The sequence below is a fragment of the Hathewaya histolytica genome (assembly GCF_901482605.1).
Classification (GTDB): domain Bacteria; phylum Bacillota; class Clostridia; order Clostridiales; family Clostridiaceae; genus Hathewaya; species Hathewaya histolytica.
In genome coordinates, this window is record NZ_LR590481.1 from 1554804 (window position 1) to 1580825 (window position 26022).

The window sequence follows — 26022 nt, forward strand, 5'->3', positions numbered from 1 at the left end:
TTGTATTTTAAATAAATTATTTAGCATTTAAAGCCTTATTCAATTTTTTCAAAGCTCTTTTTTCTATTCTAGATACATAAGAACGAGATATACCAAGGGACTTTGCAATCTCCCTTTGGGTCTTTGGTTTACCATCGAAAAGTCCATATCTTTCTTTTATTATAATATTTTCGCGTTCAGAAAGAGATGTTTGAATTTTTTCGTATAACTTTTTAACCTGTATTTTCATCTCTACTATCTCAATAATAGAATCATCGTCACTGCTTAAAACATCCATCAAAGATATTTCATTTCCTTCTTTATCAATACCTATAGGATCCTGTAAATACACCTCAGACTTTATCTTTTTATTATTTCTAATTAACATTAATATCTCATTTTCTATACATCTAGCAGCATATGTTGCAAGTCTTGTACCCTTTGATGTATCAAAGGAATCTATAGCTTTTATAAGTCCTACAGTTCCTATAGATATTAAATCATCCATTTCTTTTCCCGTAAAAGAATATTTTTTTACTATATGGGCAACTAGCCGTAAATTTCTTTCAACCAATATATTCTTTGATAGTTCATCTCCATTACTTAACTTTTCTAAGTAGTATTTTTCTTCTTTTTCATCTAGTGGTTGAGGAAAGGAATTATTTCCTGAAACATAAGCAGTAAAGAAAGTTAAATTACCTAAAAATTGCAATAAGCATTGTGCTAATACCAAAGTAGTGCCTCCTATTAGTGCTTATTACTATAGTATGAATTATTTCCCGAAATGTTAACCTATTTAATTATTTTAATAAATTTTTTTCCTTTAAAATTTCTACAATATCTTTAAATATTGGTGCAGCAACGCTTCCTCCATCTTCTTCCTTACCACCAGAACTTTTTTTCATCCAATCTATATCTCTTACTAAAATTACCATAGAATAATTCTTGCCCTTCAAATTAAAAAAACCAGCAAACCACCCATCTGAATGTTTTATTCTTTTTCCATCCTTTATCTCGTAATACTCTGATGTTCCTGTTTTTCCTCCAACTTTTACACCTTTTACTTTTGCATTTCTACCTGTACCATTTTCAGCTTCAACAACTTGTATCATTGTATTTTCTAGTGTTTTTGCAGTGCTGTTTTTTATTACCTTTTCCGCTACAGTGTGTATTTCCTTTACTTCCTTATTGTTATCATCCACTATAGAATCTATAATATAAGGTCTAACGAAATTCCCCTTGTTCACTATTATATTAGGTATATTTATAGCTTGTAGAGGAGTTATCCTTATTTTTTGTCCTATGGCACTGTGTCTTACTTCATCTCTTGATACATGGTTTAAATCTACTTCAAAGTCTCCAGAAACTTCATCTTGGAGGCCTAACATAGGTGTTAATAATCCAAACTTTTTTGAGTAATCATATATATTCTTAAATCCTACTTCTTCGCCCAATTGATATAAAATATCATTAGAAGATTGTATTATAGATTGCTTTAGAGACAAGCTATTAAATCCATTATATTCTTTTATGTTTTTATCTCTTTTATAAACTTTATTAATAGATGTTATATTTTTATCTATCCCTGCTGCAGCCGTTATGATTTTAAAAATAGAGCCTGGAAAATATCCATGATTAGATGCAGCTCCTATATTAATATTGGGTCTCTTATCGTCTTTTTGTGCCATTGATAGTATTTTTCCTGTACTACTTTCCATGAGTATTACACCTATATCCTTATAAGTTTCAAGACCCTTTTCTCTTATAACACCTTCCACTACCTTTTGAATATCTTTATCTAAGGTAAGCCTAAAGTTTAAATTGTTCTCCTCTTTTTTCACAACTTCTTTATACAGCTTGTTATCTACCTCTTTCTGTACTAGTACTCTATCGCTTCTATTTTCCTTCCTTATATCAAACATAGTTTTTTCTAAGGTTCCAGAACTTTTTGGAGAACTATCTAAATAATTGTTAGCATTATCCATTATACTTAATATATTCCAATCCTTCTCTAACTTAGATTTGTCATAAGAATACATATAAAATCCCTTTATAGAAGTTATTTGATTTAATTTATCATATGTCTCCTCATCCACTTCGTATTTTAATTTTTTTCCATAATCCAATTTTTTTAATTCATCAGGAAAATTATATGTTTTATTAAAATCCCTTAGAATATATTTAGCTTTCTTTATATTATCATTATTTTTGTCTGGATTAAATCTTATATAAAAGCTTGGATCAATTACCGCAAAATACTTTTTATCATAACTTATAAGATCCTTACCATTCCTATCTAATAATTTATAGTTTCTATCTATTATGCTTTCTGAATAATAAAATTGGTTATTAGCTTTACTCTTAAGCTGTTCTCCTTCTATAATAACTATATAAGCATACCTTCCTATAAAGAATAGAAAAACCATAATTAAAATTATAGATACCGTTATAAGTCTATTTTCATATTTTCTAGGAGGTAAAAAAAACAGTATAGATTTTTTTTCTTTTAACATAAAAACACCTCACTTTAGGTAAAATTCTACCCAAAATGAGGTGCTTTATACAAATTATATGAAATTATCTTTCCTCTTGAAGAATGCTTTCTATTTTAGAAGATAAACAATCTATAGCTACTTTATTATGCCCACCTTCTGGAACTATAATATCTGCATATTTTTTAGTATACTCTGTAAATTGCATATGCATAGGTCTTACAACCCCAAGATATTGTTCTATGACAGAGTCTATAGTTCTTCCTCTTTCATTTATATCTCTCACAAGACGTCTAATAAATCTTACATCTGGATCTGTATCTACATATATTTTTATGTCTAGCAGCTCCCTAAGTTTTTTTTCTAAAAGAACTAATATACCTTCTACAATTATTATCTTTCTAGGTTTTATAGTTAAGGTTTCTTGTTTTCTGTTATGAACTTCAAAATCATATAGAGGTTTTTGTACTTCTTCACCTTTAATAAGATCCTTTACATGTTGTATTAATAGTTTCATATCAAAAGCGTCTGGATGATCATAATTCGTAAGTTTTCTTTCTTCAAAAGAAAGAAAACTTTGATCTTTATAGTAAGAATCCATCTCTAAAATTGAAAGTGACTCTTCTCCAAATTTATCGCATATCTCTTTAGCAATCGTACTTTTACCTGAACCAGATCCTCCAGTAATTCCAATAACAAGTGGCTGCTCCATCACTTATCCTCCTTAGATATTTATAATATCATGTGATTTTATTAAAATATCTTTTTCTTTAAGTTCTTTATCTATTTTAATAGTGAAAATCATTTGAGCAGCAGCTGCAGCTTCTATATTTTCACCTTTTTCATTCTTCATTACTTCTATAGTAACTTCTACATTTTCACCCTTAGCCTTTAAAACTTCTAGTGTTTCTCCTACTTTTACTTTATTCTTCTGTTTTACTGTAGCTGTCATAGTTTCTTTATCAAAGCTTTCAACTACCCCTATAATATCATACTTCTTTTCATAGGCTGAATTATCGTATACCTGTTTATCTTCTTCATGGAAATAAAATCCCGTAAAGTATTTTCTATGACTTGGTTTCATTAAATAATCTAACCATCTATCCTTAAATTTAAAGTTTTCAGGTGATTCAAAATATGTATCAATAGCTTCTCTATATGCTTTTGTAACAGATGCTACATAAAATACACTTTTCATCCTACCTTCAATTTTAAAAGAATCCACACCTGCCTGTACAAGCTCTGGTATATGTTGTATCATACATAAATCTTTAGAATTCATTATATATGTACCTCTATCATCTTCTATTATAGGATAGAATTCACCTGGTCTCTTCTCTTCCATTAAATAATATTTATATCTACATGGTTGAGCACATTGACCCCTGTTAGAATCTCTTCCAACTATATAATTTGAAAGAAGACATCTTCCGGAATAAGACATACACATAGCACCATGAACAAAAGCTTCTATTTCCATATCTTCTGAAATTCTTCTCTTCGTTTCACTTACTTCTTCAATTGATAATTCCCTTGCAAGAACTATCCTTTTTACACCTTGTTTGTACCAAAATTGGGCAGCCTTCCAGTTTACATTATTAGCTTGTGTACTTAAGTGAAGTTCTAAATTTGGAACAACTTCTCTTGCTGTCATTATAATTCCTGGATCTGACACAATAACTGCATCTACACGTAAGTTATATAGTTCAGTAAGATATTCCTCAAGCCCATTTAAATCTTCATTGTGAGGAAAAACATTTAAGGTTACATAAACTCGTTTTCCTTTAGTATGTGCATATTCTATACCTTCTTTTAACTGATCTAAATTAAAGTTATTAGCAAAAGCTCTTAAGTTTAATTTACTGCCCCCTAAATAAACAGCATCAGCTCCAAAATCTATAGCAGTCATTAACTTTTCTAAGTTACCTGCTGGAGCTAGCAATTCAGGTTTCTTCACTTTTAGTTCCTCCTTATAGTAATAGCAATACCATCCCCCATAGGAAGGATAGATGTTATAAATTCGCCATTACTTACTTCTTCTAAATATTTTTTCATTCTTTTTACTATAGTAATCTTTCTTCTAACTATCAACTCTTTAGATGCCACCATACCTCTAAAAAGCACATTGTCAGCTATTATTATGCCTTCTTTGTCTAATAATTTAAGACAATAAGGAAGAAAGTGACTATAATGTCCCTTTCCTGCATCCATAAATATAATATCATATGGTTCTGTATTTTCTTTACATAACTTATCTAGGATTTCTTCGCATTCGCCCTTTTCTATCTTTATGTAATCCTCATATCCATATTTCTCTATATTTTCAGTTGCTTTTATAACCATATTGTCATCTCTTTCTACAGTAGTAATATAAATATTTTCTGTAGAAGCTCTTTCCATAAGTATGGCAGAATAACCTATTGCTGTACCGAGTTCTAATATTCTCTTTGGTTTTTTTACATGCACCATAAATTTTAGAAAGTTTGCAGTTTCCTTTTGAACTATAGGAACCTTATTTTCTATCCCATATTTCTCAATTTCTAATAGTATGTTATCATCTTCATTTATGAGGCTTCTAATATAAGTCTCCATGTAATCATGCATTATTCCACTCATATGGTTTCCCTCCATTTTTAAAGGGTTATATTATTTATTTCTATTAGATAATCTCTTTCTTTGAGCTGTATCTAATATTTTCTTCCTTAATCTAATATTGATTGGAGTAACTTCCACAAGTTCGTCAGATGCAACGAATTCTAAACATTGTTCTAAACTCATTTGTCTAGGAGTTATTAATTTTAAAGCGTCATCTGAACCAGAAGATCTTGTATTACTTAAATGTTTTTTCTTACATACATTTACTTCTATATCTCCAGGTCTTGAGTTTTCTCCAACAATCATACCTTCATATACTTCTACACCTGGATTTATAAATAGCACTCCTCTTTCTTGTGCATTAAATAATCCATAAGTAATAGCTGTACCTTGTTCAAAAGCAGTTAGAGATCCCTTGCTTCTTTCTGGAATATCTCCTTTATATGATTCATAGCTTGTTAAAACATGATTCATGATACCATTACCTTTAGTATCTGTCATAAATTCATTTCTAAATCCAATTAGCCCTCTTGAAGGTATTTCAAATACTAATCTTACGTATCCATTTACAGCTGACGTCATATTCTTCATCTCAGCTTTTCTAGGTCCTAGTTTTTCCATAACTACTCCCATAAATTCTTCTGGTACATCTATTGTTAATTCTTCCATTGGCTCAAGTTTCTTACCGTTTTCATGCTTATATATAACACTTGGTTTTGAAACTTGGAATTCATATCCTTCTCTTCTCATAGTTTCTATAAGAATAGATAAATGTAGCTCTCCTCTACCACTTACTTTAAAGCAATCAGCAGAATCTGTTTCTTCAACTCTTAGACTAACATTTGTCTCAAGTTCTTTCATTAATCTATCTCTTAAATGTCTTGATGTTACAAATTCCCCTTCCTTACCTGCAAAAGGAGAGTTGTTAACCAAGAAATTCATACTTAAAGTTGGTTCGTCAATTTCTACAAAAGGTAATGCTTCTGGATTATTTATATCTGCTATAGTCTCTCCAATATTTATGTCAGGAATTCCTGATACTGCAACTATATCACCTAAAAGTGCTTCTTCGGTTTCAACCCTGTTTAATCCATCATAAACGTATAAGTTGGATATTTTAACACTTTTTTGACTGCCATCTTTTCTCATAAGAGCTACTTGCTGATTTTTCTTTAATTTTCCTCTTATTATTTTGCCTATACCAATCTTACCTACAAAATTATTATAGTCAATACTTGATATTAGTAACTGTACTGGTTCGTCTAAGTATCCCTCAGGCGCTTTAACATTTTTAACTATAGTTTCGAATAAAGGTACCATATCTTTATCTTCATCTGAAAGATTATGTTTTGCAATGCCAGATTTAGCTGAACAATAAGATATAGGGAAGTCTAGTTGTTCATCATTAGCACCTAATTCTACAAATAGATCAAAAACTTCATCTATAACTTCTTCTGCTCTTGCATTAGGTTTATCAATCTTATTTATAACAACGATTGGTTTTAAGTTTAATTCTAAAGCCTTTTTTAGAACGAACTTTGTTTGAGGCATAGCACCTTCATATGCATCAACTACAAGAAGAACACTATCTACCATTTTAAGTACACGTTCAACTTCTCCACCAAAATCAGCATGTCCTGGAGTATCTATAATATTTATTTTTATTCCATTGTACATTACTGAGGTATTTTTTGATAGTATAGTAATGCCTCTTTCTTTTTCAAGGGCATTCGAATCCATTACCCTTTCTTCTACCCTCTCGTTTTCTCTAAAGACATTACTTTGTCTTAAAAGTGCATCAACCAAAGTAGTTTTGCCATGGTCAACGTGAGCTATAATAGCTATGTTTCTTATATCATTTCTTTCGAATATATTCATAAAAACTCCTCCAAGTTATTCATTTGTGTCTTTTAAATTTTTCCCAAACAAAAATTGGATACACTAGAGTATCCAATTTAAAATTTAAGCCTTATTTTATTCTAATATCATGTTTATGAAATGTCAAATAAAAGCGACTAAACTTCTACTATAATAGGTAAAATCATTGGATTTCTTTTTGTTCTTTCATATAAGAAATTCCTTAAGACGTCTTTAACATTAGATTTAATGGTGGCCCATTCTTTAATATGTTTCTCTTCACACTGTCTAAGAACAATTCTTACTTGTTCTTTAGCTTCATCTATAAGATCTTCTGATTCTCTTACGTATACAAAGCCTCTAGATATAATATCCGGCCCTGCTACTACTTTGCCAGTTTCTCTTTCAATAGTCACTACCACGGTTAATATTCCATCTTGAGATAAATGCTTTCTATCTCTTAATACTATATTTCCTACATCACCAACACCTAGTCCATCTACAAATACTTGACCTGCTATTACAGAACCATTTTTTCTTATACCATCATTTCCAACTTCAATAATGTCTCCATTTTCACCTAAAAGAATATTTTCCTCATTCATTCCAAGTTTCATAGCAAGTTCTCCATGCTGTTTTAAGTGTCTATATTCACCATGAACAGGAATAAAGAATTTTGGTTTAATAAGAGTATGGATTAATTTTAATTCTTCTTGACAAGCATGACCTGATACGTGGACATCAGCCAATGCCTCATATATAACATCCGCACCTTTTTTAAATAGTTGGTTTACAACTTTAGATACCAATTTTTCATTACCTGGTATAGGAGTTGCTGATATTATAACCATATCTCCCTTTTCAATATTAAGCTTTCTATGCTCCGATGCAGCCATTCTAGCTAGAGCTGACATTGGTTCACCCTGACTACCTGTTGTAATTACAATGATTCTATCATTTTGGTACTTACTAATATCATCTATACTTATTAAGGTATCTTCTGTATCTTTTAAATATCCAAGTTCTGTTGCAACAGATATTATATTATCCATACTTCTTCCCGAAACTGCTACTTTTCTTCTATATTTTTGAGCTGCTGAAAATACCTGTTGGATTCTGTGAACATTAGATGCAAAAGTAGCAACTATAATTCTCCCCTTAGCTTTCATAAAAATATTTTCAAAGGCTTCTCCAACAGTCCTTTCTGACATAGTATATCCCGGTCTCTCTACATTTGTACTATCAGCTAGCATTGCCAAAACACCCTTTTTACCAAGTTCTGCAAACCTAGCAAAATCTGCAACCGAACCATCAATAGGAGTAAAATCAATTTTAAAATCTCCTGTGTGGAATATTATGCCTATAGGTGTATGTATAGCTATAGCTACAGAGTCAGCTATACTATGACTTGTTTTAATAAATTCCACCGATATGCTATCAAGTTTAACTACATCCTTAGGGTTCACCCTTCTTAATATTGTAGAACTCAATAATCCATGTTCCTTTAATTTAGATTCCACCATTCCTAAAGTCAACTTTGTTCCAAACACCGGTACATTTATTTGTTTTAATACATATGGTAATGCTCCTATATGATCCTCATGACCATGAGTTAGGAATATACCTTTTACCCTATCTCTATTTTTAACGAGATATGTTACATCTGGTATAACTACATCTATACCTAGCATATCATTATCAGGAAACTTCAACCCACAATCTATAACTACAATTTCGTTTTTATACTCAAAAGCAGTAAGATTTTTACCGATTTCATTTAGTCCCCCAAGAGGTATAATTCTAATTTTATCTTTCTCTTTTCGCAAAGTCCTACCCTCCTTTGTTTAAATTTTATTTAAACGTAAATTTATTTATAAATAAAAGTTTTACCTTTTATTCATTCTCATGTTCGCTACAATCATCACATAAACCATAAAATTTCACACTATGGTTCATTATCTTAAAATTATAGTTCTTTTCTATATTATCCTCTAGTTCCCCTAATAAATCCCCTTCTACCTCTATAACCTTACCACAATCATTACATATTAAATGATGATGATGGTGCTCTTCATTCTCGTTTACAAGTTCATAACGACTACATCCATCATCGAAGTCTAACTTACATATAAATCCTACTTCTTCTAATAATTGAACTGTTCTATAAACTGTAGCAAGACCTATTTCAGGACAATCCCTTTTTACTTCTTCATATAACTCCTCTACAGTTAAATGTTTACCATCATTTTCAATTATTGAATTTAAAATAGCTCTTCTTTGCGGAGTTAATTTATATCCTTTGTTTTTTAGAACATCTTTTAACTCAACTAACTTATTAGGAGACAATTTAGACATTTTATTTTCCCTCATTTCCTTTAAACTATATATTAAATATATTAAATTTGGATTTTCATTCTAAGTTTATCTATAGTTTAATATAATAAAGAATAATTGTCAATTGATAATATATATGATAATGTAAAACTCTAGTTATTTCTATTTAATTTTCCTCAAAGGTCTCTTCATAAGCTGCTTCTACCAATTGCAACTCTTTTTCATCTTCAACCATTTTAAAAATACAATTTCCATCTTTAGCATCTTCCATCTTAAGTGCTATGGCTTCATCTGAATCATCATCTATTGAAGATACAATTAAATACTTATCATCCCTTACTAATACCTTTTCTACAACTTCAAATTCTACATCATTTCCATTTTCATCAGTTAATAATATAGTTTCAATTTTTTTCTCCATTTTTAACACCTCTCAACATTTATTATTGTACATCTTTTTTTAATGTTTATTCGTTTTATTTCTGTATACTATCTAAATAACCTTGTAAAATATACGTTGATGCTATTTTATCCACAATTTTTTTTCTCTTCTTTCTAGATAAATCCGCTTCTAGCATAGCACGATGTGCTGCTACTGTAGTCAATCTTTCATCCCAATATATAATTTCTATATTTAAAGTTTCTCTTATTTTTTCTGCAAATTCTTTAACTTTTTCACCCTGTGGACCTAATGTACCATTCATATTTTTAGGTAATCCAGATACGATTTTCTCTACTGAATATTCATTACAAATTATCCTAAGTTCTTCTAAATCATATTTTTCATTTTTCCTTCTAATAGTTGTTATTCCCTGAGCTGTAAAACCTAAGGGATCACTTATTGAAACACCTATAGTTCTATCACCTATATCTAATCCTAGAATTCTCATATTTCAATCTCCTTCAAACTAAAAATTTATATGTAAACTATTTCACCGATTATTTATAAACTAAAAATAAAAATGCCCAAGAGGGCATTTTTATTTAACATCTAAATAATGTTTTAATACTTCTTCTAGTATCTCATCTCTCTCTAACTTATTTATCGTGGCCCTTGCTCCGTTATAATTAGTAATATAACTAGGATCACCTGATATAAAATAACCTACTAACTGATTTATAGGGTTATATCCTTTTTCTTGCAAAGAGTTAAATACTTCTGTTAGTATTTCTTTAGTTACTGCACTTTTATCTCTAACTGTATTAAACTGTAAAGTTCTATCATCTACCACTTAGATCACCTCAATTCATCTTAGTATGATAGATTATATATACATTTTATCATAAATTGAAAAATTTTAAAAATTAATTTATTATTAAATTAATTTACAAGTTTCTCTATAATTTGTGGCACTGCACTTATTGCCTCTTCTAATTTTTCTGGTAGTTTCCCTCCAGCTTGAGCCATATCTGGTCTTCCGCCACCACCGCCACCAGCTATAGTTGCAACTTCTTTTATAATTTTTCCGCAATGAACTCCAAGTGATATTACATCCTTAGTAGCCATAGCTGTGAACATTACTTTCCCTTCATTTTCAGTACCTAAGACAACTACTCCTGAGCCTAATTTGGCTCTTAATCTATCTACTAATTCTCTTAAAATATCATTATCCATATTTGATACAACACTATAAATTACTTTAATACCCTTTACTTCGCTAACTTCTTTTAAGAAATCTTCTTCCAAAGATCTTGACATTTCATTTTTTAGATTTTGTAATTCTTTTTCTTTTTCTTTCATTTCATCAATTTGATTTTGAATTTTATTTAATAAGTCTTTTTCAGAACATTTCATAAGATTACAAACTTCTTTTAAAATGTTTTCTTTCTCTTCCATGTACTCAATAACTGATTTTCCAGTTATTGCTTCTATCCTTCTAACACCTGCAGCTACCCCTGATTCAGAAACAATCTTAAATCCGCCAAGTTCACCTACATTATTAACATGAGTTCCTCCGCATAATTCCCTACTAAATTCTCCTACAGATACAACCCTAACTTCATCTGTATATTTATCATCGAATAAAGCTATTGCTCCACTTTCTTTAGCCTGTTCAATAGTCATTACATCTGTTACAACATTATTTGCACTCATTATCTCCTCATTTACAAGCTTTTCTACAGCTTTAATCTCCTTCTCTGTTAATGCTTGGAAATGCGTGAAGTCAAATCTTAGTCTATTTTCATTTACATAGGAGCCTGATTGATGAACATGTTCTCCTAAAATCTTTCTTAGCGCTGAATGTATTAAATGGATGCCAGTATGATTTTTACAAATCCTTTCCCTTCTTTCAGTATCTACAGAAAGTTTTATCTTATCACCTTTATTCAATTTCCCTTCTTCGATCTTAATGAAATGCATTATTTTACCTGATATATTCTTTTGGCAATCGAAAACACTACCACTAGCTGAGTTACCTACAAACACTCCTTTATCACCAATTTGTCCACCCATTTCTGCATAAAAAGGTGTTTCAGAGGCAACAATGATAGCTTCTTCTCCTTTAGTTACACTCTCTGCAAACTCTTCTTCTTTTATTATAAGAACAACCTCAGATTCTAGAGAAGTTTTATTATATCCTTTAAATTCAGTAGTTAAATCCCTTGAAATTTGGTCTGCTACAGTAAGCTTTGTCCCCATATAATTAGATTCTGTTCTAGCTTCTCTTGCAACTTTTCTTTGTCTATCCATTTCAAGTTTAAAGCCTTCAGTATCTAGATCCAATGATTTCTCTGCAAGAATTTCTTCAGTAAGTTCTAATGGAAATCCATAAGTATCATAAAGCTTAAACGCTCTAGTTCCACTTAATACTTTTTGTCCATTTTCTTCTAATTCATTTATATATGAAATTAAAATATCCATACCTGAGTCAATAGTTTCTGAAAATCTCTCTTCTTCTAGTCTAATTATTTTCTTAATATAATCTTTCTTTTGTTCTAATTCTGGATATGCATTTTTTGAATTCTCTATTACTACTTCACATAATCCATTTAAGAAAGGATTTTTTAATCCTAAAAGTCTTCCATGCCTTGCTGCCCTTCTAATTAATCGTCTTAAAACATAACCTCTTCCCTCATTAGATGGAAGAATATTATCACTTATCATGAATACAGTGCTTCTTATATGATCCGTTATAATTCTAAGAGATATATCTTGTTCCTTTTGTTCTCCATATTTAACTCCAGAAACTTTAGAAACTTCTTCTAAAATACTCTTAATAGTATCTATTTCAAATATAGTGTTAACTCCTTGCATTATAGTAGCTATTCTTTCAAGTCCCATGCCTGTATCTATGTTAGGATTTTTAAGTTTACTATACTCTCCATTCTCTTCTTTGTTAAATTGAGTAAATACTAGATTCCAAAATTCTACTACAATATCTTTTTCGCTTGATTCTAAAAATTCTTCTGCAGAACTTATTACTTTATTTCCCCTATCAAAATGAATTTCTGATGAAGGTCCACAAGGACCTGTTCCATGTTCCCAAAAGTTATCTTCCTTACCTAATCTAAATATTCTATTAGGGTCAATATCTGTGCTTTTAGTCCAAATATCATACGCTTCATCATCATCTAAATAGATAGTAACATAAAGTTTATCTTTAGGTATTTCTAATTCTTTTGTTATAAATTCCCAAGACCACGGAATTATATCTTCTTTGAAATAATCACCAAAAGAAAAGTTTCCTAACATCTCAAAGAAGGTAGCATGCCTTGATGTTTTTCCTACATTATCAATATCTCCTGTTCTTATACACTTTTGACAAGTAGTTATTCTTTTGCTTGGTGGTGTTTGTAGTCCTGTAAAGTAGGCTTTCATAGGAGCCATCCCTGCATTTATAAGTAATAAACTTTTATCATTTTGAGGTACCAATGAAAAACTTGGTAACCTTAAATGCGACTTTCCTTCAAAAAATTTAAGATAGGATTCTCTTAACTCATTTAATCCCATTTGCTTCATTCTAATCTCCTCCAACCTTAGCTTAACCATTAATTAAGAAATAAAAAACCTTTATCTCCTCTAAAAGAGATAAAAGCCTTATATTAAGAAATTTATCAACTTTAATCTCTAGTATTTGCCTATTATTTTAGTTTGATTATAAGGAAAATCGTGACGTATGTCAATATTACTCTGTAATAGTATACTTAAGTAAAGTTTTTTATATTTTCTATATACTCTATTACATATAATTAATCTTAATAAAAGTAGTAGTTTATATCTTCAAAAATAACCTTGACTATCACTCCTATAGGAATTGCAACCAACATTCCTATAAAGCCACCTATCTCGCCACCTATTATAAGTAAAAATATAACCAATACAGGATGTATGTTAACAAGATCTCCTACAATTTTAGGCGAAAGAAAGTTGCCTTCTATTTGTTGCATTATCACAATCCAAAAGGTAACCCATAAACCTTGTTTTAAAGAAGTAGCACAGGCAATTATAATAGATGGTATAGCTCCAATTACCGGCCCAAAAAAGGGTATTATATTAATGACTCCATTAAATATAGCCAACATTAAAGGACTTTTTACCTTAAGAAAATATAAAATTATATAGGTCAGTATACCGGTTAGTATGCTCAAAAAAATCTGACTTAAAATATACTTACTTAAGATACAATCAATATGATTTATAACCCGCCTTATAATTCTTCTCTTATTACAACTAACAAAATATAGCCCCTTCTCTAAAAATAGTTCACTGTCTACTAAAAAATAATAGACGAAGACGGGTATAATTAGATATGTAGCAATATTTTGACCTATAGCCATAATATAAAAAATGATATCCTCAATAAATTTTCTGCCAAAGCTAAATAATTTTTTTATTATATTATTAAATAAGTAATTATTTTGAAGAAACTTTATATTACTTAGTAAATTATTGATATATTCAAATACCTTATAAAAATTACTTTTAAGGCTCACTACTTCTGATATAAATTGTGGAACTAAAACTACCATCCATACAATTCCTAACATAAAGAGTAGTAACACCAAAACCAATGCTGATATCTGCTTTTTTGCTCCCCTTTTTATCATATATTGATATATGGGTTTTAATGCATATGTAAATAATAAGGAATATATAATTACTTTTAATAATGTATGTATAAAGGTAACTTTAAGTAAAAAATAAACTACAATTAATACTAATATTATTATTAAAACTTTTACTAACCTATTTTTATTAATTTTTTTCATCACATTCACCTTTATCTTTTGAAAAATTTAACTTACTATAAAAATAATATGGTTGTTTATTAATAAACAAAACCTCTGATTCTCCTAAGATAATATCTTTAAGTAACACTATTCTTTTTCCCACGACATAGTTTTTAAAAAAATTTTCACATAGCATTAGTCCTAAAATTTTAAACTCCTCTTCACAAAATAAAATATCCTCTAGTATACCTATAACATCTCCCTTAAGGTTTACAACTTCCATACCCTTTATTTTATTGAAAGTAAACATCTCCTTTTTGCATAAGCGTCTTGTAACTATAGATTCACCTATATATATTAAATCTTTCTTTAGAACATAAAACTCTTTAGAAAACAACCCATTCTTTTTTCCACTAAAACCACAAATATTACAATTATTAATATCTATAATTATATCTACTACTTTACCTATAATCTTACCTTTTTCATTTATAATATTTTTACCGTAAAAATCTCTTATTCTATACATAAAGTTCCCTTCTTAACTATAGTAAATATATTCTTTCAATTTATATATAACCTAAAAATAGTATTCATATTCAAAAAATTAAAGAATAGCACTAAATTTAATGTGCTATTCTTTAAAATTTTTATATTCAATTAATTGTGATGCAAATTATCATTTTTCCACGGTTCTAGTCCTTTGGATAATCTATAGTTATTTATAGCTTTATGAATAGTTTGTTCAGCTAATACAGAACAATGTATTTTAACTGATGGAAGTCCATCTAATGCCTCAATAACGGATTTATTAGTAATCTTCCAAGCCTCTTCTATATTTTTCCCCTTAATAAGCTCTGTTGCAATACTTGCAGATGCTATAGCAGATCCACAACCAAAAGCTTTAAATTTAACATTTATAATCTTATTATCCTCTATTTGAAGATAAATTTTCATAACATCTCCACAGTTAGCATCTCCCTCTTCTCCAACGCCATTAGCAGAGGCTAAGACACCTACATTTCTCGGACAATAAAAATGGTTCAATACTTTATCACTATATTCCATCATAAAATTCATCCCCTTAATATATATGAAATATACTATATATTATAAATCTTCTATAATTATATTTAAACCCTATTATAAAATTTCTTCTATAATACCTCCACCTACTACAAAATTATCTTTATAAAACACAACTGATTGACCTTTTGTAATAGCCCTTTGTTTTTCTTTAAATTTGACTTTCAGCTTACCTTCTCCCATGGGATATATAATAGCTGGAGATTCTTTTGCTGCGTATCTTATTTTTGCTCCTACTTCCATTGGCTCTTGTAACACGTCTGTATAAATAAGATTGATATCCTTCGCTATTAGTTCTGATTTAAATAACTCATTTTCATCTCCGATTACAACTTGGTTTTTCCAAGGAATAATATCAGTTACAAATGAAGGTTTACCTAGAGATAATCCAAGCCCCTTTCTTTGTCCTATTGTATAATAGGCAATTCCCTTATGCTTTCCTAAAACATTTCCATCTCTATCTACAAAATTGCCTTCTTTAACTTTATTAGGTCCTGCACTTTCCAATATAAACTTTCCATGATTATTATCTGGTATAAAACAAATTTCTTGGCTATCTTTCTTTCTAAATACATCAAGTCCTATTTTTTCAGCTATTTTTCTTATTTCTGTTTTTTCATAACCTCCACAAGGCATTAGAGTATGAGCTAACTGATCTTGCGTTAAATTATATAACATATAAGTTTGATCTTTTTTTTGATCTTCTGATTTTTTAAGTAAATATCTATCCTCTTTTTTTATTATCTCAGCATAGTGGCCTGTAGCTATATAGTCCGCGCCTAAAGCTTTAGCCTTTCTTAAAAATTCAGCAAATTTAATAGTTTTATTACATCTGACACAGGGATTAGGTGTTTGTCCTTTTAAATATTCATCTATAAAATAATCTATAACATTCTCTTTAAAAGATTGTTTAAAATTCATTACATAAAATGGAATATCTAATGTATCTGCAACTCTTCTCGCATCTGTAGCTGCAGAAAGCGAACAACAGCCTCCCTCATTTAGAGTATATTCTTCATCGTCTGGAGCAAGCTTCATCATAATACCTATAACATCATATCCTTGCTCTTTTAAAAGATATGCTGCAACAGAACTGTCTACTCCTCCGCTCATTCCAATGACTACTTTTTTCTTCATAATTTCTCACCTTTTCAACATAAGTTTTATAAAAATAAAGCCCCTTTTAAAGGAGCTTATGTAAAGTGTTTAATGACCATGTACCTCATCATGAATATCATGATGCTCTTTATAATCCCAAGGCTCTAAGCCAGAATTTACTCTATAATCATTTATAGCCTTATGAATTGCCTCTTCAGCCAATACAGAACAGTGCATTTTAACTGTTGGAAGTCCATCTAAAGCTTCAGCAACAGCTTTATTAGTAAGTTCCCACGCTTCTTCTAAATTCTTACCAATAATTAATTCTGTAGCCATACTTGAAGATGCTATTGCGGAACCACATCCAAAAGTTTTGAATTTAGCATCTTTAACTATATTATCTTCAACTTTTAGATATATTTTCATTATATCTCCACACTTAGCATTTCCAACTTCTCCTATTCCATTAGCTTCAGGAATCTCTCCCACATTTCTTGGATTAGTAAAATGATCCATAACCTTTTCACTGTATATCATAATTATTTATCCCCTTTCTTTAAAAAGTCATCCCATAATGGTGACATATCTCTTAATCTTTGAACAACTTCAGGAATAATTTCTAAAACATAGTCCACTTCTTCGTCTGTAGTTCCATCGCCTAATGATAATCTTAAAGAACCATGAGCTATTTCATGTGGAAGTCCAATAGCTAATAATACATGTGATGGATCTAATGAACCTGATGTACAAGCACTTCCACTAGATGCAGAAATATCCTTAGCATCTAATAATAAAAGTACAGATTCTCCTTCAATAAACTTAAAACAAATATTTAAGTTTCCAGGTAACCTTCTATTATCATTAGGTCCATTTAATCTGCTATGTGGAACTTTTAATAAACCTTCCATTAATCTATCTCTTAAAGATTTGATTCTCTTATTATTTTCTTCCATATGCTCACATGCAAGTTCTAAAGCTTTACCAAGTCCTACTATACCTGCTATGTTTTCTGTTCCTGCCCTTCTTCCTCTTTCTTGCGCACCACCATGAACCAAATTATCAATTCTTATACCTTTTCTAATGTAAAGGGCACCCACTCCCTTTGGTCCATAAAACTTATGTGCTGCCATAGAAAGTAAATCTATGTTCATTTCTTTTACATCTACGGGAATATGACCTACAGCCTGCACTGCATCTGTATGGAATATGATTTTTCTCTCCCTACATATTTCTCCTATTTCTTTTATAGGTTGAATTGAACCTATCTCATTATTAGCAAACATAATAGTTGCTAGTATAGTTTTATCTGTTATAGCATTTTTAAATTCTTCAATTTCAACTAGCCCTTCTTCATTAACTGGTAGATAAGTAACTTCAAATCCATGTTTCTCTAAATACTCGCAAGCATGTAATACTGCATGATGCTCAATTTTAGTTGTTATTATATGATTTCCTTTATTCTTGTGAGCCAAAGCAATTCCTTTTATTGCCCAGTTATCTGCTTCAGAACCTCCACCAGTAAAGTATATTTCACTATTTTCTGAATTTATAGCTTTTGATACCCTATCTTTTGCATTATCAATTGCCTTTTTAGTTTCTCTTGATAGTGAATAGATAGAAGATGGGTTGCCATAATATTCTGTAAAGTATGGTAACATTTCTTCCAAAACTTCTTTTTTTGTATAAGTGGTTGCCGCATGATCCATATACACCTGTTTTTTCATATCTTTCTCTCCCTTGAATAATATTAAATATTCTCTCACATATCTAAAATCAAATCTCTATTTTAACCGTATTCATACTATTATAATCATCTACCATGTCCTGTAAAGTTATAGAAGATGTAACTTCCTCTATACTTTCTTTTAGTTTCTTCCACAAAAGTCTTGTAGGACAACCTTCTATATTGTCACAACAATCATCTACTAGACAATTAGAAATCTCAACTGGTCCTTCCAAAACTTCCATAATATGATGTACTGTAATATCTTGAGGAGGTTTATTTAAGACATATCCTCCCGCAGCACCTCTAATACTCTTTATTAAACCAGCCTTTCTTAAACTTCCAAAAAGCTGTTCTAAATAGTATTCAGAAATATTTTGTCGTTCCGCTATAGACTTTATAGAAATTGGTTCCCTACTCTCATTATTTATAGCAAGGTCTACCATAGCCTTTACACCATATCTTCCTTTAGTGGATAATTTCATTTAATCACATCCTTAAAGTCGAGTGTTTTACTCTGGATTAATAATAGCAAAACATATTATCATTGTCAATATCAAATGAGAAACTTCAAATAATTTTTTATAGCATTTTCCATCTTGTTATTTCCTGGAAAATAGTACTGTTCATTTTTTATTTCTGAAGGTAGGTATTGCTGTTTTACATAAGAATTAGGATAATCATGAGGATATTTATATCCATTTCCTCTATCTAAATTACTGGATCCTCCGTAATGTGCATCTTTTAAATATAGCGGAATATCTCCTATGTTTTTATTTTCAAGATCAAATAGAGCCTTATCTATAGCTTTATATGCAGAGTTAGATTTTGGTGCTGTGGCAAGCAATATCACCGCTTGAGAAAGAGGGATTCTTGCCTCTGGAAATCCCAGTTGCACGGCAGAGTCTATACAGGCCTTCACAATAGTTATTGCATTTGGATATGCGAGTCCTATATCTTCAGTAGCAATTACTAAAAGTCTTCTACATATAGATATTAAATCTCCTGATTTAATTAACCTTGCAAGGTAATGTATGCTCGCATGAACATCACTTCCTCTTATAGATTTTTGGAAAGCACTTAAAATATCATAATGACTATCCCCATTTTTATCATAATTTAAAGATTTTATACCACTACATGTTTCTACTGTATCTAAAGTTATATTTATCTTACCGTTTAAATCTCTTGGTGTAGAAACTAAGGCAACTTCCAATATATTTAATGCTTTTCTAAGATCTCCACTGCATATTATTGCTACATGTTCAAAAGCATTTTCACTAACTGAAACTAAGTCTCCTCCCAATTCATTATTTGAGTTCTCTATAGCTCTTTTTAATGCCTTTATAATGTTTTCTTTTTCTATAGGTTTAAATTCTAACACCAAAGAGCGGCTTAAAATAGCCTTATATACATAATGATAAGGATTCTCTGTTGTACTTGCAATTAATGTTATCCTTCCGCTTTCCATAAATTCCAACATAGATTGTTGTTGTTTTTTATTAAAGTTTTGAATTTCATCTAGGTAAAGTACAACTCCATTTATATTTTCTATGGTATCTAACTCTTTTATAATTTCTTGAATATCTTTTATAGAGGCTGTAGTCGCATTTAGCTTATAAAAATTTTTGTTAGCCTTCTTTGCAACTATGTTAGCTACAGTTGTTTTCCCTACTCCAGGAGGTCCATAAAAAATCATACTAGTTATATTCTTTGAATTTATAATTCTTTCTAAAATCTTATCTTTACCTAAAATATGTTCTTGACCAACTACATTTTCTAAAGTAGTTGGTCTTATTTTATCCGCTAGTGGTTTCATTCTTACCACTCCTTAACTTTCTATTATATCTAATATTTCCTCAATAACTTCTTCTAAACATTTTCCTTGCCTGTAGTTTTTCATTCCTACAATTCGCTTAACTTGGTCATCTCCATTTTCTAAATCCTTTATACTATTTGGTCTTTCTATAAATGCCCCTTTAAGTTTAAAGTCCCTATCCATAATTATAAAGGTAGGTATTTTAACTTTTCCCTCGACAGAAAAATTATTTAAATATTCCTCATTACCCTCTCTTTTTACAAAACTAATGCTTACTTTTGAGTTTAAATCCGATATATATACAATAGATGGAACATTTACTATGCAATCAGGGCACCATAATTCAGCTACAGCTAATATATTTATATTTTCACTTATATTTTCAATCCTTTTTTTTAGTTCTAAAGTTATATTAATCTCATTAACTAAGGATTCCAATTTTTCCTTATACTCTCCCTCTTTTTCTAATAAAAACTCATTATAACTTCCACCTAATTTAAATAATTCTTCAAACCTCATTGGGATCACTTCCTTTTCATATATAAACTTGTAATATTACTCTTTACGATTTAATTCTACTATAAAAGTTATATTAATGTAAGGGGGCTTACATATTTTAGATTAATCACATAATGTTTATGAAAAAACTATACAAACTATACAAATTTCACATAATATTTATATAGTCTATAAGCTTTTTATAAAAATGAAACTTGTATAGGAAATTTAATCTGAGTTTATAAACTATTTTTTTGCACATAATAATTATATAAATACTTCATTTTATAAAAAGGAGGTTTTTATTATGTCCAACAAAAGAAAAAAAGAGGTCCCAACAAATGACTTTTCTCATTTTAATGCTTTATTAGAGACTGAAGAGGAAAGTAGAAATTCCATTAGCGGGTATAAATTTAGAGATTTAGAACCAGCTCGTAAAAATTTAAAAAGATAGATAAAATTTATATAAGGGATTTATTATAAAAACTAATATAATAAATCCCTTTTTAATATTAAATTTAAAAAGATTTACTATGAAACATTGGACCAAACTTAGTACTAAATTCTATATTTAATCTCCTACTCCAAAGTCTGTATTTTCGTAAAGAACTTCAATATTATTCTTTTCTTCTAGATAATTATATTCCTTTAAAAACCATTTAATCAGTTCTTCATCTCTCTTTAATGATGTTGAGTTTTCTGTAAATATATTTATCGTAGCAAATGGAAAATTCTCCTCTACAATAGCTATATCTTTTTTAATCATCTCTTTTGTTTGGCCTTTTATTCCTATAAGTAAACAAACAGATTTAAATTCTTTAACAACATCTTCATAGTTTTCAAATTTTGTATTCTTGTTTAAAACCTCATTTCTAAAAAAATCATCAAAAGTTTCTATACCTATCTTAAATATTATTGGAATATTAAAGAATTCTCTCATTTCTTTAAGCCTCTTCCTATAACACCAGTGACTTTCAAAAAACAACTTCTTAATATTTCTTTCTTTTACTATATTCTTAATTTTTTCTAAGGTTTCTTTGGGAAGTTCAAAACAACTCCCTGAGTTTATAACTTCTAATACACCATACTCCCCTGTGACTTTATCTAAAATATTAAAATTAATATTATTTATCTCCTCAACATCATCACTATTATCCGTAATATAATCACAAAAGGCACATTTCCCCCATACGCATGGAAGCCCTTTTAACAATACTATTTCTCTATTATTTTTATTATGTATAACGTTATATCTCTCCATTTTCCCCTCCGCAACTTCTTATTATTGAGTTTTTAGATATTCTGTTTAGTATAGTTATAATTAATGCACATGATATAAATTTGTCTATATAATCTATTAGATATTGAACTATAAATACAGATAAGACCTTATTTAATCCTATATTTCTAAGAAAAATTACTATAATAGAAGATCCTGATGAAGTTATTCCATTAAAAACATAAGCGGAAATTACAGCACCTATAGAAGCTGAAAATAGAGATATTACTAGTATACTAATTGGAAGTATTCTTCCTTTTAAATAACTTTTTCTATATAGATAACCTGCAAAAAAACCTGTAGCTACTTGAACTGGAGCAAAATATAAGGAATATATATCAAAGGTTATTCCACATATAAAGCTACCCATAATTCCAGTTACAATTCCACTTAAAGGCCCTAACAAAAAGCTATTCATTATAGTTCCTATAGAGTCTAGACATATAGGTAACTTAAAGGTAAACGCAATAAGAGTTCCAATAAAGTTCATGCTTACTCCAAAAGCTATAATTACTATACTTTGTATTTTTTTATCTTTCATATTTCCTCCTCATATGCAAAAAATAAAAAAACTTAGAAACAAACCATTTCTAAGTAAAGGTACTGGAAAAAAGCCAAGATATAATTATTCTTAGCTTACATCCCTAGTTTTTTATAGAGGGATGGTTACGAACCTCTACCACTTACATGGATTTTTTATTTAATTACAATTTGATTATATTATTATATATTTGTATTGTAAAGGTAATATTTTTCTCATTAATAAGTGTAATATCTAACATTTTCACAAATATATACAGCCAAAGGTTTATTTTCTATAACCTTTTTATAAGAACATAAAAACTCATTTAACTCTAAATCATTTAAGTCTATAGACTTTTCACTCTTCAAAGTAACTTTTTCATTTTCTATAATAATTTCTAAATCATTTTTTTCATTATTTATTAAATAACTAATTATTACTCCATTTTTTATTCTGCTTTTATACTTTTCTTCAAAACTCATAAACTTTCTTGCGTCACCATATGAATTGGGAGATTGAAAACCAGCCAAATCTACTCCTAATTTTTTCATCTCTTCTGACATATTCTCTATGTCAAATCCATATCTTTTCATAAGTTCTTTTTGTATATTAAAGAACTTCTCGTTAGATATATTATTTTCTTGCATATAGTCCATTATCTTTTTAGATAAATCCGCCATAGTAATTCCCCCTTGCGCGAAAGAATAATATAGGGAATATATATACTGCTCAAATTTATCAATATCTTTATCCTTTGCTTTGGTTTTAAGTTCATTAAAATCTATAATTCTTTCATCCATAACTATACCTCCAAGAAAGCATCTTATTAATATATTATAACTCTTTTTAGTATTTAAATTAAGATTAAGAGATAATATAACAAAAAGTTTATATTATTATGATTATATTTTCAACAAATTTAAACTATAATCTAATATTACAAAATTGTAATCATATTTTTGACATTTTTTTATAAAGTTAAATTGATTAAAACATATGTTTCTAATACAATAGTGTATATATTTAATAATGTGAAGATGTTCACTAATTTGTGAAAGGTTGAAATCAATATGAAAACAAAATTTAATTTTAAAAATATGACTTTAATAGTAATATTTATAACTATAATTATTACTTTATTGTGTACTAAAAAATATTGGATACAATATACCAATTTAAAAGACTTTGTATCTTTTATAAAAAGTTATGGTAAATATGCCATAATACCTTTTATTCTTATTTTTTCATTAAAACCATTTGCCATTTTTATCCCTGCCGCAATGTTATCCATAGCTGGTGGAATACTATTTGGTCCAGTTAAAGGTTTTATAATAAATATGATAGGCTTCTTTATTTCGGGAACTTTAGCATTCTACCTCTCTAGATCCCTTGGTAAAAATTTTGTGGACAAGATGCTAAAAGGAAAAGCTTTAGCCTTAAATAATAACATGGGAAAAAAAGGTTTTAAGATATTATTTTTATTAAGACTTCCTCCAGTACTCCCATACGACCCTTTGAGTTACGCCTGTGGACTTACCAAAATCAGCTATTCAGCGTTTATACTAGCTTCTTTATTAGGAGTAATTCCTGAAACTCTATGTTACTCCCTTATGGGTGAAAGCATTTTAAGTCCCTTTTCTGCTAAATTTATACTACCTTTAATATTTATTATAATTGCTACAGTACTATCAGGTTTCGCCTTTAAAAAGAGCCGTGAAATAAATTAAAAAAAGAGGAGCATAGTAAAATAATTTAATTTATATTTACTATGTTCCTCTTTATATATGATTCTTATATAAAAAACTACTTAGATTTATCCCAGTATTTATAAACATTCTTTAGATTAAATGCTCCTTTTTCTTTTAACTCATCTAAAGATAATTTATTTAACTCTCTCGCGGATATATAAAACACTCCCACTTTCCCTAATTCTAAATCTTCCCCTTTATCATTAGTTTCAATTTTATTTATTTCAAAGTTTACTCCTTGTAAATTATCTTTTAATTTAGACTTTTGAAGTTTTGTAATTACTTTCAAAATATCTTTTTCTATATTCTCTTTACTTTTAGTATTTATATTTATAAATAAAGTCTCTTTTTTATCGTTACCTTCTTTTTTCTTTAACTCAGCCCAATTAAATTTACTGTTAGTTATATTAACTTTTACTGTTTCAATTAAAGAGTCTTTTGGATTAAGTTTTTTTGTCGCCGCAATCTTCTTAAAGCTCTCCTTCTTAGTAAAAATATTGGCAACTTTCCCTACCCCATAAAATACTAAAGCTAATCCAACAAAAGCAATTAATATATTTCTTATTATATTTTTCATTTTAAAAATACCCCTTATATTCGCGTATAATTACTAAATAATGATTGCATATGTAAAATATTAATATGTAATTTAAACTAAAATATTAATAAAAGCTTTGGAATACCTCCTTTCACTATGATTATAACACATTCATATAAATTTTCTAATATTTATATGAATTTTAAAAAGCACTCCTATTTAATTTAAGAGTGCTGAAATTCCACTTATTTTGACATATTTATATTTATTATAAAATTAATATGGTTAAAGAAATCTTACATAATCAGCACTTATATAGCCTGTCCTAATTCCTGAGTAAGTATTATATTTAACCTTATACCAATTTTGCCCAGAACTAATAACTTCAATCTTGTCATTGTTTAATATATATCCTAATATGGTACCCTTTATGTTTGGTGTATTTCTAACGTTTAGATTTGTTTTAACTCCAATTATTTTTGCATTCGCTTTAAAAGAAGATGTGTTTGTACCAATTTCTATAGACTTCTTAAAATAGTTCCAAAGTTCAGCACCATTTTTCATCATAACTTTAGGACATATCTTTCCTGTTACATCATGATGTCGTATAACATTTTCTGCAGGAATATTATACTTATTCATAAGATATCTAGTTAAAGCTATACCATTTTTTAATGTCTTATTAAAATCATTATCCTTATTTACACATAATTCAATGGCAATAGAATTAGAATTATTACTTTTAGGATTATATACTTCTCCGGAATGCCATCCTTTAGATGTATCATTTAATGCTTGGATAATATTAGCCTCATCAATTACATAATGTGCTGAAGATTTTACATTTGGATGGTTTTCAAAGTAATCCCTATTAGCCTGGGCGTTTGCACCTACATCCGTATTATCTGTATCATGTATAACTATATACTTAGGTGTAATATTAACTCCTTTATCATAATTTGTTGTAATAAGTTGTTTTTTAACAGGTACACCATTTATAGTTGGTCCATAAGAAAAGTGGTTTTTTTGGTTAGTGTAATTACTGCTTCTATAATTTATTGCTTGTACATTTTTACTTATACAATTATTAGCACCCAAGGCTACTAGTGCGGTTAATGCTAATGTTGTTTTTTTATTCATTATTATTCCTCCTTAGTGTTAAAATGATTAATCTTCAGTTCACAATGTATATATAAATATTTCTTAATAAGAATAACTATTATTTACATATTTTTATATGTTATATATGAAATAATTTCATTTAAATTATAAATTATGTAG

Annotated in this window: 28 protein-coding genes and 1 riboswitch; of the genes, 2 read left to right on the top strand and 26 right to left on the bottom strand. The window is 29.0% G+C overall.

Features of this window, described 5'->3' with window-relative positions:
- Positions 1–16: 16 nt before the first annotated feature.
- From sigK to FGL08_RS07745, 21 genes are all read right to left on the bottom strand, one after another.
- Positions 17–712 carry an RNA polymerase sporulation sigma factor SigK gene (gene sigK, locus FGL08_RS07645; RefSeq protein WP_138210223.1) on the bottom strand — a complete coding sequence of 232 codons (696 nt, stop codon included), beginning with the start codon at positions 710–712 and terminating at the stop codon, positions 17–19.
- A gap of 67 nt (positions 713–779) precedes the next feature.
- Positions 780–2492 (bottom strand): penicillin-binding transpeptidase domain-containing protein, encoded by a 1713-nt coding sequence (locus FGL08_RS07650; protein WP_138210224.1) that lies wholly within the window; start codon positions 2490–2492, stop codon positions 780–782.
- A gap of 64 nt (positions 2493–2556) precedes the next feature.
- On the bottom strand, positions 2557–3183 hold the full coding sequence (gene udk, locus FGL08_RS07655) for a uridine kinase (RefSeq protein ID WP_138210225.1): 627 nt from the start codon (positions 3181–3183) through the stop codon (positions 2557–2559).
- Between the two features lie 12 nt (positions 3184–3195).
- Positions 3196–4428, bottom strand: a complete 1233-nt coding sequence (locus FGL08_RS07660) for a peptidase U32 family protein (protein ID WP_138210226.1) — start codon at positions 4426–4428, stop codon at positions 3196–3198.
- A gap of 2 nt (positions 4429–4430) precedes the next feature.
- On the bottom strand, positions 4431–5087 hold the full coding sequence (locus FGL08_RS07665) for an O-methyltransferase (RefSeq protein WP_138210227.1): 657 nt from the start codon (positions 5085–5087) through the stop codon (positions 4431–4433).
- 30 nt (positions 5088–5117) lie between these two features.
- Complete coding sequence (gene typA, locus FGL08_RS07670) at positions 5118–6944, bottom strand: translational GTPase TypA (protein WP_138210228.1); 1827 nt, start codon at positions 6942–6944, stop codon at positions 5118–5120.
- A 137-nt stretch (positions 6945–7081) separates the two neighbouring features.
- Positions 7082–8749, bottom strand: coding sequence for a ribonuclease J (locus FGL08_RS07675; RefSeq protein WP_138210229.1), 1668 nt, complete (start codon positions 8747–8749; stop codon positions 7082–7084).
- Between the two features lie 67 nt (positions 8750–8816).
- Positions 8817–9278, bottom strand: coding sequence for a Fur family transcriptional regulator (locus FGL08_RS07680; protein ID WP_138210230.1), 462 nt, complete (start codon positions 9276–9278; stop codon positions 8817–8819).
- A gap of 145 nt (positions 9279–9423) precedes the next feature.
- On the bottom strand, positions 9424–9678 hold the full coding sequence (locus FGL08_RS07685) for a DUF1292 domain-containing protein (protein ID WP_138210231.1): 255 nt from the start codon (positions 9676–9678) through the stop codon (positions 9424–9426).
- 55 nt (positions 9679–9733) lie between these two features.
- The gene (ruvX, locus tag FGL08_RS07690; protein WP_138210232.1) at positions 9734–10147 is read right to left on the bottom strand and encodes a Holliday junction resolvase RuvX; all 414 of its coding nucleotides are present in this window, start codon (positions 10145–10147) and stop codon (positions 9734–9736) included.
- Between the two features lie 90 nt (positions 10148–10237).
- Positions 10238–10489, bottom strand: a complete 252-nt coding sequence (locus FGL08_RS07695) for an IreB family regulatory phosphoprotein (RefSeq protein WP_138210233.1) — start codon at positions 10487–10489, stop codon at positions 10238–10240.
- Positions 10490–10578: 89 nt separating this feature from the next.
- Positions 10579–13218, bottom strand: a complete 2640-nt coding sequence (alaS, locus tag FGL08_RS07700) for an alanine--tRNA ligase (RefSeq protein WP_138210234.1) — start codon at positions 13216–13218, stop codon at positions 10579–10581.
- A 236-nt stretch (positions 13219–13454) separates the two neighbouring features.
- Positions 13455–14468 (bottom strand): AI-2E family transporter, encoded by a 1014-nt coding sequence (locus tag FGL08_RS07705; protein WP_138210235.1) that lies wholly within the window; start codon positions 14466–14468, stop codon positions 13455–13457.
- Positions 14455–14958, bottom strand: coding sequence for a PRC-barrel domain-containing protein (locus FGL08_RS07710; RefSeq protein WP_138210236.1), 504 nt, complete (start codon positions 14956–14958; stop codon positions 14455–14457). Before FGL08_RS07710 ends, FGL08_RS07705 begins: the two co-directional genes overlap by 14 nt.
- A gap of 131 nt (positions 14959–15089) precedes the next feature.
- A complete protein-coding gene (nifU, locus tag FGL08_RS07715) occupies positions 15090–15497 on the bottom strand; it encodes a Fe-S cluster assembly scaffold protein NifU (protein ID WP_138211300.1) in 408 nt (135 codons plus the stop codon).
- Between the two features lie 75 nt (positions 15498–15572).
- Positions 15573–16652 carry a tRNA 2-thiouridine(34) synthase MnmA gene (mnmA, locus tag FGL08_RS07720; protein ID WP_138210237.1) on the bottom strand — a complete coding sequence of 360 codons (1080 nt, stop codon included), beginning with the start codon at positions 16650–16652 and terminating at the stop codon, positions 15573–15575.
- A 69-nt stretch (positions 16653–16721) separates the two neighbouring features.
- On the bottom strand, positions 16722–17150 hold the full coding sequence (gene nifU / locus FGL08_RS07725) for a Fe-S cluster assembly scaffold protein NifU (protein ID WP_138210238.1): 429 nt from the start codon (positions 17148–17150) through the stop codon (positions 16722–16724).
- 2 nt (positions 17151–17152) lie between these two features.
- Positions 17153–18337, bottom strand: a complete 1185-nt coding sequence (gene nifS, locus FGL08_RS07730; RefSeq protein WP_138210239.1) for a cysteine desulfurase NifS — start codon at positions 18335–18337, stop codon at positions 17153–17155.
- A 49-nt stretch (positions 18338–18386) separates the two neighbouring features.
- The gene (locus tag FGL08_RS07735; protein WP_138210240.1) at positions 18387–18821 is read right to left on the bottom strand and encodes an RrF2 family transcriptional regulator; all 435 of its coding nucleotides are present in this window, start codon (positions 18819–18821) and stop codon (positions 18387–18389) included.
- Between the two features lie 71 nt (positions 18822–18892).
- On the bottom strand, positions 18893–20155 hold the full coding sequence (locus FGL08_RS07740) for a replication-associated recombination protein A (RefSeq protein WP_138210241.1): 1263 nt from the start codon (positions 20153–20155) through the stop codon (positions 18893–18895).
- Positions 20156–20167: 12 nt separating this feature from the next.
- Positions 20168–20674 (bottom strand): thioredoxin family protein, encoded by a 507-nt coding sequence (locus tag FGL08_RS07745; RefSeq protein WP_138210242.1) that lies wholly within the window; start codon positions 20672–20674, stop codon positions 20168–20170.
- Positions 20675–20960: 286 nt separating this feature from the next.
- Here FGL08_RS07745 and FGL08_RS13410 point away from each other — a divergent pair, with 286 nt between their 5' ends.
- On the top strand, positions 20961–21107 hold the full coding sequence (locus FGL08_RS13410) for a hypothetical protein (RefSeq protein WP_171012017.1): 147 nt from the start codon (positions 20961–20963) through the stop codon (positions 21105–21107).
- A gap of 117 nt (positions 21108–21224) precedes the next feature.
- Here the strand turns inward: FGL08_RS13410 and FGL08_RS07750 are convergent, their stop codons facing one another.
- The 3 genes from FGL08_RS07750 to FGL08_RS07760 all read right to left on the bottom strand — a co-directional run bounded on the left by FGL08_RS07750 (position 21225) and on the right by FGL08_RS07760 (position 23255).
- Complete coding sequence (locus tag FGL08_RS07750; RefSeq protein WP_138210243.1) at positions 21225–21914, bottom strand: radical SAM protein; 690 nt, start codon at positions 21912–21914, stop codon at positions 21225–21227.
- The gene (locus FGL08_RS07755; RefSeq protein WP_138210244.1) at positions 21901–22473 is read right to left on the bottom strand and encodes an ECF transporter S component; all 573 of its coding nucleotides are present in this window, start codon (positions 22471–22473) and stop codon (positions 21901–21903) included. The genes FGL08_RS07750 and FGL08_RS07755 overlap by 14 nt, the downstream gene beginning before the upstream one ends.
- Before the next feature lie 97 nt (positions 22474–22570).
- Positions 22571–22615: riboswitch (PreQ1 riboswitch) on the bottom strand.
- 76 nt (positions 22616–22691) lie between these two features.
- On the bottom strand, positions 22692–23255 hold the full coding sequence (locus FGL08_RS07760) for a DUF3867 domain-containing protein (protein ID WP_138210245.1): 564 nt from the start codon (positions 23253–23255) through the stop codon (positions 22692–22694).
- A 270-nt stretch (positions 23256–23525) separates the two neighbouring features.
- Here FGL08_RS07760 and FGL08_RS07765 point away from each other — a divergent pair, with 270 nt between their 5' ends.
- A complete protein-coding gene (locus FGL08_RS07765; protein WP_138210246.1) occupies positions 23526–24182 on the top strand; it encodes a TVP38/TMEM64 family protein in 657 nt (218 codons plus the stop codon).
- Positions 24183–24258: 76 nt separating this feature from the next.
- On the opposite strand, the gene FGL08_RS07770 is transcribed toward FGL08_RS07765, so the two are convergent.
- Positions 24259–24780: a hypothetical protein gene (locus FGL08_RS07770; RefSeq protein ID WP_138210247.1), complete on the bottom strand. Its 522-nt coding sequence runs from the start codon at positions 24778–24780 to the stop codon at positions 24259–24261.
- A gap of 246 nt (positions 24781–25026) precedes the next feature.
- Complete coding sequence (locus FGL08_RS07775) at positions 25027–25881, bottom strand: N-acetylmuramoyl-L-alanine amidase (protein ID WP_138210248.1); 855 nt, start codon at positions 25879–25881, stop codon at positions 25027–25029.
- Between the last annotated feature and the right edge of the window lie 141 nt (positions 25882–26022).

Bases quoted from the DNA above. Each gene is read 5' to 3' on its own strand.
- FGL08_RS07650 (WP_138210224.1), bottom strand. From the start codon at position 2,492: ATGTTAAAAGAAAAAAAATCTATACTGTTTTTTTTACCTCCTAGAAAA.
- nifS (WP_138210239.1), bottom strand. From the start codon at position 18,337: ATGAAAAAACAGGTGTATATGGATCATGCGGCAACCACTTATACAAAA.
- FGL08_RS07745 (WP_138210242.1), bottom strand. From the start codon at position 20,674: ATGAGGTTTGAAGAATTATTTAAATTAGGTGGAAGTTATAATGAGTTT.
- FGL08_RS07665 (WP_138210227.1), bottom strand. From the start codon at position 5,087: ATGAGTGGAATAATGCATGATTACATGGAGACTTATATTAGAAGCCTC.
- FGL08_RS07775 (WP_138210248.1), bottom strand. From the start codon at position 25,881: ATGAATAAAAAAACAACATTAGCATTAACCGCACTAGTAGCCTTGGGT.
- FGL08_RS07750 (WP_138210243.1), bottom strand. From the start codon at position 21,914: ATGGAGAGATATAACGTTATACATAATAAAAATAATAGAGAAATAGTA.
- mnmA (WP_138210237.1), bottom strand. From the start codon at position 16,652: ATGAAGAAAAAAGTAGTCATTGGAATGAGCGGAGGAGTAGACAGTTCT.
- FGL08_RS07735 (WP_138210240.1), bottom strand. From the start codon at position 18,821: ATGAAATTATCCACTAAAGGAAGATATGGTGTAAAGGCTATGGTAGAC.
- ruvX (WP_138210232.1), bottom strand. From the start codon at position 10,147: ATGAGAATTCTAGGATTAGATATAGGTGATAGAACTATAGGTGTTTCA.
- FGL08_RS07705 (WP_138210235.1), bottom strand. From the start codon at position 14,468: ATGAAAAAAATTAATAAAAATAGGTTAGTAAAAGTTTTAATAATAATA.
- FGL08_RS07710 (WP_138210236.1), bottom strand. From the start codon at position 14,958: ATGTATAGAATAAGAGATTTTTACGGTAAAAATATTATAAATGAAAAA.
- FGL08_RS07765 (WP_138210246.1), top strand. From the start codon at position 23,526: ATGAAAACAAAATTTAATTTTAAAAATATGACTTTAATAGTAATATTT.
- FGL08_RS13410 (WP_171012017.1), top strand. From the start codon at position 20,961: ATGTCCAACAAAAGAAAAAAAGAGGTCCCAACAAATGACTTTTCTCAT.
- nifU (WP_138210238.1), bottom strand. From the start codon at position 17,150: ATGATATACAGTGAAAAGGTTATGGATCATTTTACTAATCCAAGAAAT.
- nifU (WP_138211300.1), bottom strand. From the start codon at position 15,497: ATGGAATATAGTGATAAAGTATTGAACCATTTTTATTGTCCGAGAAAT.
- FGL08_RS07770 (WP_138210247.1), bottom strand. From the start codon at position 24,780: ATGAAAAATATAATAAGAAATATATTAATTGCTTTTGTTGGATTAGCT.
- alaS (WP_138210234.1), bottom strand. From the start codon at position 13,218: ATGAAGCAAATGGGATTAAATGAGTTAAGAGAATCCTATCTTAAATTT.
- udk (WP_138210225.1), bottom strand. From the start codon at position 3,183: ATGGAGCAGCCACTTGTTATTGGAATTACTGGAGGATCTGGTTCAGGT.
- FGL08_RS07760 (WP_138210245.1), bottom strand. From the start codon at position 23,255: ATGGATGAAAGAATTATAGATTTTAATGAACTTAAAACCAAAGCAAAG.
- FGL08_RS07680 (WP_138210230.1), bottom strand. From the start codon at position 9,278: ATGTCTAAATTGTCTCCTAATAAGTTAGTTGAGTTAAAAGATGTTCTA.
- FGL08_RS07685 (WP_138210231.1), bottom strand. From the start codon at position 9,678: ATGGAGAAAAAAATTGAAACTATATTATTAACTGATGAAAATGGAAAT.
- FGL08_RS07755 (WP_138210244.1), bottom strand. From the start codon at position 22,473: ATGAAAGATAAAAAAATACAAAGTATAGTAATTATAGCTTTTGGAGTA.
- typA (WP_138210228.1), bottom strand. From the start codon at position 6,944: ATGAATATATTCGAAAGAAATGATATAAGAAACATAGCTATTATAGCT.
- FGL08_RS07740 (WP_138210241.1), bottom strand. From the start codon at position 20,155: ATGAAACCACTAGCGGATAAAATAAGACCAACTACTTTAGAAAATGTA.